The organism is Bacillota bacterium, from assembly GCA_012842395.1.
Classification (GTDB): Bacteria; Bacillota; SHA-98; order UBA4971; family UBA4971; genus UBA6256.
The window spans coordinates 1-7,713 of record DUSX01000039.1 but is presented as its reverse complement, the minus strand read 5'-3'; the positions used below and the strand labels follow the sequence as shown (position 1 = coordinate 7,713).

Genomic DNA, 7,713 nt, shown 5'->3' with positions numbered 1-7,713 from the left:
GGCGTCCACCGGGAGGATGGCCTTCGCGCGGGGAGTGATGGCGTCCTCGATGAGGTTCGGGTCAATGTTCGCGGTATCGGGCTCAATGTCCACGAACACCGGCTTCGCCTTCTCATAGAGGATGCAGTTGCTGGACGCGATGAAGCTGAACGGGGTTGTTATAACCTCGTCCCCCTCGCCGATGCCGAAGGCACGGACAAGGAGATGCAAGCCGCTTGTGCCGCTGTTGACGGCAACAGCGTGCTTTCTGCCAACATAGCTGGCGATGGCCCGCTCGAATTCCACGAGTTTAGGACCGAGCGCGAGGATGGGAGATCGGATGACCTCGTTGATGATGGTAATTTCGCGGTCCGTGATGTCCGGACGGGAAAGGTGGACTTGCATTGCTAAACCTCCAGTCGGTAGCACGAGAGCAAACCGGAATGCTCAGTCAGTCGTTTCCTTATGCAGCGGTCTAGCTGGCACGCCGGCAACCGTGACTCCCGGTTGGACGTTTCGGATGACAGTCGCACCAGCTCCCACGATACACTCTCTTCCGAGAACCACGTTCGGGATGGTCGTCACGCTTGTCCCGGTGTATACTGCTTCTTCAAGGACAACGCCGCCGGACAGCACTGTTCCTGTCATTAGTGATGAATAATCCCCCACAATAACATCGTGGCCAACGACTACATTGAAGTTAAGGAAAACGAAGTTGCCCACGCGGTTCTCTACCGAGAGTATACATCCGGCCTGGATAAGTGTACCGACGCCGATCTGAGACCTAGTGGAAACGTATGCCCGCGGGTGTATGAGAGTCGGGAATCTGACGTTAAAGTGCTGAATCCTGCTTATGATTGACCGCTTCTGGATTGGATTAGCAACTGCGACCGCAACATCACAGGTTGTTGCTGCACGTTCAAGTACCCGCCAATCCCCGACAACCTCGTAGCCAGCCACGCAGGTGCCATGCCTGGAGACGTCGTCGTCAAGAAACTGACAGACCCACTCCGGGCCGTCGCCCTCCGAGTTAATGTCCTCCACCAGCTGGGCGATCTCCCTACCTAAGCCGCTTGCACCGTATATGTAGAGAAGCCTCCCCATATGGCCACACCCTTTCTTTCGCTACAAATAAGAGAAGAATCCCCTACCTGACTTACGTCCCAGACGTCCTTGTTGGAGCAGCCGCTCCAACGATTTCGCGGGCAAGAATTCCGGGTCTCTGTACGCTTGGTACAGCGCGTCAAGATTGGCTACCAGCGTGTCAATACCAATGAGGTCAGCAAGTGCCAGGGGGCCCATAGGGTGGTTCGTCCCCAGCGTTACACACTTATCAACGGTCTCGGGATCGAGTCCCTCATCCTCGACCAGCCGCGCGGCTCTATTGATAAACGCATCGAGCATTCTATTCACAACGTACCCTGGCTTGGGAGGTACCTCCACCGGTTCCTTGCCGAGCGCACGTAAGAATTCGATGACGCCGTCACGACACCTGGCAGGTGTGTCTCCCACTGGGGCAACCTCCACTAGACGCATCGCATGCACCGGGTTAAAGAAATGGATACCTAAGCAGAGCCGATCACGGATGCCCTCAAACAGCACGTCAAGGGGCAAGCAAGAGGTATTAGAAGCAAACGCAACGCTCTGGGGAAGAGCTCTGTCTGCCGCGCGAAACCACTCACGCTTGATGTGAACGTCTTCGGGAAGACACTCGATGACAAGATCAGTAAGACATGTGGCTACGTCACGAGTGCAGGAGATACGAGACATGACTTCGTCAACATACTCATCGCCTTTGCCCTCTTTCGCCGCGGCCTTTCGGGCCAAAGTGACAATACGGTCAAATGCCTTGTTTGGGTCTCGTGTTACGACAGTAGTCGAGAAGCCAGCCCGTGCGGCCAAGCAGGCAATACCAGACCCCATTGTCCCAGAGCCAGCTACAGTTACTCTTGAGATAATCAAGAAGCCGTCTCCTCCTTTTTGTAGCTTACTTCGTTTCGCATCTCGACGGTAACGTACGGGGTTCCCAGGTTCTTAGCTGGAAGCTCGAGCTTCCACAGAGTGACCCCATCGTTGCCAGACTCACCAATCTGGACAAACCCTAGCCTTTGGTAGAGTCCTCGTACCACACTGTTGCGCTTGGTCGGTATGTATTCGCCGATAAGAGCAGTCGCACCCTGTACCCAAGCCACGTCTGCAATAGCACGGACGAAGGCATCCTCGACGGTACGTCCCATTACCCTGCAACTGAGCAGCAATGTATCTATCCGCCACTCGGATGCTGTCACGCGAATTATGGCGACCCCGACGATTCCGTTCGAGCCAAACTTATCCTCCAGTTCTAACCAGAAGACCCTGTAGTCTGGGTCTTTGGCCATAGCCTGGATTTCCCCTGGTGTGTACCTCCTCGTTGTCAAGTTAAACTGATTGGTCTTTTGAGTTAACTGGGCCACGCGGTCAACGCTACCCGAATCGACGGTACCAATAACAGCCCGCATTTGGAGGTTGCGCAGGAATTCTTCAAGGGAATCGGACGACGCCTCTAGCTTGGCCCGTCTCTCCTGGGCAAGGTACATCGCTGTCCTGCTTCGGTCCTCATCTGTGATCGTTAGTTTGTCGAGCCCACCGTTTTCAGTGACCGAGCGGATAACCTGGACGGGCATTTCGTCCATCCGGCAGCATGCAACCTCTGGGTAGGCCTGCATGATCAAGTCGAGTTCGGCTGGACTATCATCAATGAAGACGAGTGTATCCGTGCCGATGTTTAGACGCGCGGCGATTTCCCTGATGTTGCTTGCTTTATCGTTCCAGTTCGCGAGGATCAGCGCGAAGTCGTTGTCACGAAGAACCATGCCGGGATGCGTGCTCAACACTTCCCGGACAAGGGACTCTTCGTTCTTGCTGTTTATCGCGAGGATGAACCCCAGCCCCTCCATTGCTTTGAGCCACCGCTGGAGAAAGGAGTAGTTGTTTCCAGGGTAACTATGACCCACCTTGATCCCGTGAGGCCCATCTTCGCCGATGATACCTCCCCACAATGTGTTGTCGAGATCAACGACTATGCACTTCTTTGTCTTGCCGCGCATTGCAACTACTGCCCGCACTAAATTGCGAGCAAGTTCACGCAACCCATAACCTGAGAGAGGGTTAGCAGAAGTAAACCAGTTGCTTTCGCTGTACCACTGAGGGCCTACGTTGGCAACCATTGCCTCGGTATCCAGGTATACGACATCTTGTGCAGCCCGGGCCAGGTTTGCGATCCTTAAGTTGCACTCCCTGATAATCCAGGGCGTACCGTTGTCTCCCTGAAACGCAATAAGGCCCCCGGCGTAGCAGCGGGAGATGTCGAACCCCTGAACTATGATCTTCACCCGGCTGCGCTCTCTGATCTTCTTAACCATGGCTTCAACCTGGCCAGCCAGGTCCTCGACAATTGAACCTACCTTGTTCACGTCATAGGTAGGCCTAAACTCAAGATCGGGAACTAAATCCTCCGCTCTAAGGGCCAAGAAAACCACGTCGGTGTCCGTTGAGTACACTGGACTCTCTGCGCTGAGTATCTCCTGCCAGTACTGGCCAAACGGTCCCACACGCGCGTTCAGGAATAGGGCGTTCGCAACGCCCCATGCCTGCACGAACGGTACAAGAGGCTCAAGTGTGTACGATCCAATCATGTACAGGTTTACCGTGTCTGCACGACTGATAGATACTTGAACATCTCCCAGTCGCGAAGCTAGGGCCATTTCACCCAGTACGGGATTGGAGTTCAGGTACTCGCGGGCAGCTGCAGACGCACGTTCGATGCTACCTGTCTTGATAGCCTCGCAGGCAGCCGACAATAGGTCCAAACTCAAGCTCCCGTCACCTCCCGATGACCAGACCCGGAAGAAGCTTTACGGCTCTTCGATAAGTTCAATGACTAACCCATCCTTTAGGGATACAAACACGATTTGGCTCCCCTCGAATGCCCGTGCTGCACTCACGTGAGTGAGCTGGACAGAACCGTGTGTTCTCAGGAAATCAAGAGCCGCTCCTATGTCGTTAGTCCGGAAGGCAATGTGGTACGGTTGCGATAGCCCCCTGCTTCGAGCGAGGACGTTTTGAACCGGAGAGTTCTCGCCAGCGGGGGCAACTAGCTCGATCCTTGGACCGCTGGAGGCAATGCGGGCAAACGCAACACGTACCGCTTGTACCGGATCGGTCACCTCTTCGGTCCACTCGGAAGCTATACCGAGCCGGTCGTATGTTGCTCGAGAACCATTAATGGATTGCACTGCGATCCCAAAATGATCAAAGGCTAGTCTATGAGGTCGCTGCACTATACATTCACACCCTTCCTACGCAGAACGTCTCTGATATCACCAACAGACTTATACATGCGCTCAATCTCGCTCGGCTGAAAAGATACCTGGTACGCAGCCTCCAGCCTGATTACGAGGCCAACGTGTGCGAGTGAATCCCAGCTTTGAACGTCTTCAACGGTAAGAGTCTCGTGGACGGATTCCAGAGGAATTCCCAGTGCATCAGCGATTATCTCTTCCAGTTTCACACGACGCCCTCCAACTCACAGTTTACTGCTAAGGTGATAAGTTCATGTCGCGTTAGTACCATTTCAGGATGATAGCACCGTAGGTTAGACCAGCTCCGAAGGCAGTCATGGCAATTGTGTCACCCCTCTTGATCTTGCCGAGGCGGACAGCTTCCGCGAGCGTAATCGGCACCGTTCCAGACGCAGAGTTGCCGAACCTGTCGAGTGTTATGTGGGTTTTCTCCATGGGAAGCCCCAGTTCTGCCATACACTGCCTTATCATGTTTACGTTCGCTTGATGCGGTATCACAAAGTCAATGTCCGAGATCTGTATACTGGCCCGCTCGGCAGCTTGCCGAACCGAGTGGGGAAAGACTCTTGTAGCAAAAGCCCATATAGCCTTGCCGTCATGCCTGATGTAATGTAGCCCTGCAGCAACTGTCTCGTGGCTCGCAGGCATTCGAGAACCGCCAGCGGGAACAACTAGGGCGTCACCGAGGTGTCCTTCTGCAGCAAGGAATGTCCCCAGAATGCCGAAACCGTCAGGAACAACTCCTACGACCGCAGCGCCGGCGCCGTCAGAGAAAAACGCGTTGGTGCGGTAATCACGCCAGTCCATCATCTTTGAATGGACTTCTGCACCTATGACCAGTGATAGCTTGGTAGTACCATCTTTGACGAACTTCTCGGCAACGGACAATCCGTAGATGAAACCAGCGCAGCCAGCTCTGATATCGAGAGCAGCGGCATTTGTCGCCCCGAGCTTCGCCTGAACTATGCAGGCGGTACTCGGCATTATCATATCGTGGTTCGAGCAGGCAACAATAATCAGGTCAATGGCAGCAGGTTCGACACCGGCGTCCGCGAGTGCCTCAAGCGACGCCTTGTATGCAAGATCGGATGCAGCTTCGTCTTCAGAGCACACCCGGCGTTCCCTGATGCCAACTCTTGACACAATCCATTCATCAGTTGCCTTTGAAACGGCTTCAAGATCCGAGTTTTTCACGACCCTTTCAGGCAAGTAGTATCCCAGACCAAGGATTCCGACACCCATTATACCCTCTACCTACCCTTCCTTCAGAATAATCTCCAGACCCGAACGCTGCCGCCTGCCACTTCTTTGACTCGTTTCTCAATGAGGTCACCGAAGGAGATGGTAGCTACTAGCACACCATCAGACCGTATACTCGGAAGTTCCTCAAACGGCGCCACACGATACCCCATGAACCCTGAACACTGCTTGTCTGGTGAGTCATCAAGGACTGCTACTACAAAGATGTTCGGGAACTCCGACGTTACTGACAGGACGACCTCGGCCGTGTCGCCTGCTGGGCACAAGCAGATACGCAGGGGTTCTCGCCCGAGCAGCACCTCAATGCGACTAGCGATTTCATGCCTGGCAGTCTTATAGAGCCGTATTAGCTCAGCGTTGTAGTCTACCAGGAGTCTTTCTCTGTAGTTGGCGCCCTCTTCGGTCAACTCGTAGAAAGATGCACGGTTGGACGCACCTACGCGCCTAACGTAGCCACGATCGCGAAAGCGGACCATATAGTTGTTCACCATCGCCGGGCTCATCCCTGCGAATCTGGCGAGTTCAAGATGAGTGGCCCGTTCCGTTCTCATCAGACCTGTGAGGAGCTTCAGTTCCTTTAAGAGCACTCCATCTTTAACAAACGCATCCACGTGGCTGACCCCCGGCGCAATTCAATCACTAATTGAATGTTCGCGGTGGTCCCCGTTATTCCTTCTGCACGTCGGTTCGACGCTTAGACATTTAGTCAAATGCCGGTCGGTCTGCCTACAAGCCAGGCGTCCGTGGGTTGGTGTCCAGCGTGAAGTTGGCCGCGGTCGCGTGCCCCTACGGTTTTTATGACTTGCTCAACGGTCCGCGGAACTCCGGCATGGTCGCACACCCGTCATAACTGATTCCTTCACGGCGCGCTACCTTGAGCAGCGTCATCCACAGGATCTTCAGGTCAAGCCAGAGGGTCCAGTGGTCCACATACCAGACGTCCAGCCGGAACTTGTCCTCCCAGCTCAGACTGTTGCGCCCGTTCACCTGCGCCCACCCGGTGATGCCGGGTTTGACCTCGTGACGTCGAGCCTGCTCGGGCGTGTACCGGTCGAGGTATTCCATCAGAAGCGGCCGTGGTCCCACCAGACTCATGTCGCCCTTAAGGACATTAAAGAGTTCGGGGAGCTCATCCAGGCTCGTGCTGCGTAGGAACCGTCCAATGCGGGTGAGGCGCTGTTCGTCAGGCAAAGGTGTCCCATCGGGATTGCGGAGGTCCAACATTGTCCGGAACTTGTACAGGACGAAGGGCTTGCCGTGCAATCCCGGCCGGCGTTGCCGGTAAACGATGGGTGTCCCCATGCTTGCCCACACGAGCACTCCTACGCTTACGAGCACAGGAGAAAGAAGTAACAGACCGAGAAGTGACAGTGTTACGTCCAGGAATCTCTTCGCTATTCCTCTCACGACTGCCCTGTTCATAGTTTCAAAACCCCAGTCCGTTGAGTCAACCCCACGCGCTCACCCCGCGTCGGGCGTCCCACTACACGGATTCGGCAAAAGAAGCCTCTGCGCCTCTTTTGCTCCAGCATTTCCCCACCCACGTCCACCTGCCTGCAGGTTCTCGGACCAGCGCGGTCGTCCAGAGGAACCTGTTGGTCCACAGTCCGTCTGCTCGTGGGTTCGCACGCCCATGCCAGTCCAGGGTCGGTGCCGGTCTAGCAGAAGCTTCCTTCAGGCTGCCAGTGCGCTCCGGAGGCGACCCGGCTCGCCGGACTTGCCCCCGGGGCTTGTCAACTCCAGAGCGTCCCCCTTTTGCACACACTCGCAGCCCCTGGAACGACATCGCCGACTTCCGAACCCGCACTCAGCTTGTCTGACCGGAAGAGCCAGCACGCAGGAGCCGTCCCATCAAGCGCCTTGGTTGCCGGTTGGGACGCACGAGGAGTTGCGGCGGCAACGGCAGCCGCCGTCACTGAGTCAGTGGACTGATGCGTTTCCCGAGCTTGGCAGCCTCGGTACGCACCACCTCCCAAGCAGCATGCACTCGCGCCGATTGCTCCTGCACCACAGTAGCCAGCTCAGTGTAGAGCTGGCGGGCCTTGCGTTGCAGCTCCTGTTTCACGTTCTCCTGCAAGTTCCGCGCCTCGTCCTCGCTACGCCGCACCACGTCTCGCGACTCTGACACCGCCCG

10 protein-coding genes are annotated in these 7,713 nt (G+C 55.7%); all 10 read right to left on the bottom strand.

Annotation, left to right across the window (positions count from 1 at the left end; genetic code table 11):
- Positions 1–384, bottom strand: a 384-nt coding sequence (locus GX515_12980; protein ID HHY33909.1) for a DegT/DnrJ/EryC1/StrS aminotransferase family protein, incomplete at its 3' end; no start/stop codon positions are given.
- 42 nt (positions 385–426) lie between these two features.
- On the bottom strand, positions 427–1,083 hold the full coding sequence (locus GX515_12975) for a hypothetical protein (GenBank protein HHY33908.1): 657 nt from the start codon (positions 1,081–1,083) through the stop codon (positions 427–429).
- A gap of 21 nt (positions 1,084–1,104) precedes the next feature.
- The gene (locus GX515_12970; GenBank protein ID HHY33907.1) at positions 1,105–1,941 is read right to left on the bottom strand and encodes a 3-hydroxyacyl-CoA dehydrogenase family protein; all 837 of its coding nucleotides are present in this window, start codon (positions 1,939–1,941) and stop codon (positions 1,105–1,107) included.
- Positions 1,938–3,833: an HAD-IIIC family phosphatase gene (locus tag GX515_12965; GenBank protein HHY33906.1), complete on the bottom strand. Its 1,896-nt coding sequence runs from the start codon at positions 3,831–3,833 to the stop codon at positions 1,938–1,940. Before GX515_12965 ends, GX515_12970 begins: the two co-directional genes overlap by 4 nt.
- A 39-nt stretch (positions 3,834–3,872) precedes the next feature.
- Positions 3,873–4,298 (bottom strand): hypothetical protein, encoded by a 426-nt coding sequence (locus tag GX515_12960; GenBank protein HHY33905.1) that lies wholly within the window; start codon positions 4,296–4,298, stop codon positions 3,873–3,875.
- Positions 4,298–4,528 carry an acyl carrier protein gene (locus GX515_12955; protein ID HHY33904.1) on the bottom strand — a complete coding sequence of 77 codons (231 nt, stop codon included), beginning with the start codon at positions 4,526–4,528 and terminating at the stop codon, positions 4,298–4,300. Before GX515_12955 ends, GX515_12960 begins: the two co-directional genes overlap by 1 nt.
- A 52-nt stretch (positions 4,529–4,580) precedes the next feature.
- The gene (locus tag GX515_12950; protein HHY33903.1) at positions 4,581–5,561 is read right to left on the bottom strand and encodes a ketoacyl-ACP synthase III; all 981 of its coding nucleotides are present in this window, start codon (positions 5,559–5,561) and stop codon (positions 4,581–4,583) included.
- A gap of 23 nt (positions 5,562–5,584) precedes the next feature.
- A complete protein-coding gene (locus tag GX515_12945; protein ID HHY33902.1) occupies positions 5,585–6,190 on the bottom strand; it encodes a winged helix-turn-helix transcriptional regulator in 606 nt (201 codons plus the stop codon).
- A 184-nt stretch (positions 6,191–6,374) separates the two neighbouring features.
- A complete protein-coding gene (locus GX515_12940; GenBank protein ID HHY33901.1) occupies positions 6,375–7,001 on the bottom strand; it encodes a sugar transferase in 627 nt (208 codons plus the stop codon).
- Between the two features lie 490 nt (positions 7,002–7,491).
- Positions 7,492–7,689 (bottom strand): hypothetical protein, encoded by a 198-nt coding sequence (locus tag GX515_12935; GenBank protein HHY33900.1) that lies wholly within the window; start codon positions 7,687–7,689, stop codon positions 7,492–7,494.
- Positions 7,690–7,713 lie beyond the last annotated feature (24 nt).

Coding starts and splice junctions, on each gene's coding strand:
- GX515_12940 (HHY33901.1), bottom strand. CDS start 7,001: ATGAACAGGGCAGTCGTGAGAGGAATAGCGAAGAGATTCCTGGACGTA.
- GX515_12950 (HHY33903.1), bottom strand. CDS start 5,561: ATGGGTGTCGGAATCCTTGGTCTGGGATACTACTTGCCTGAAAGGGTC.
- GX515_12975 (HHY33908.1), bottom strand. CDS start 1,083: ATGGGGAGGCTTCTCTACATATACGGTGCAAGCGGCTTAGGTAGGGAG.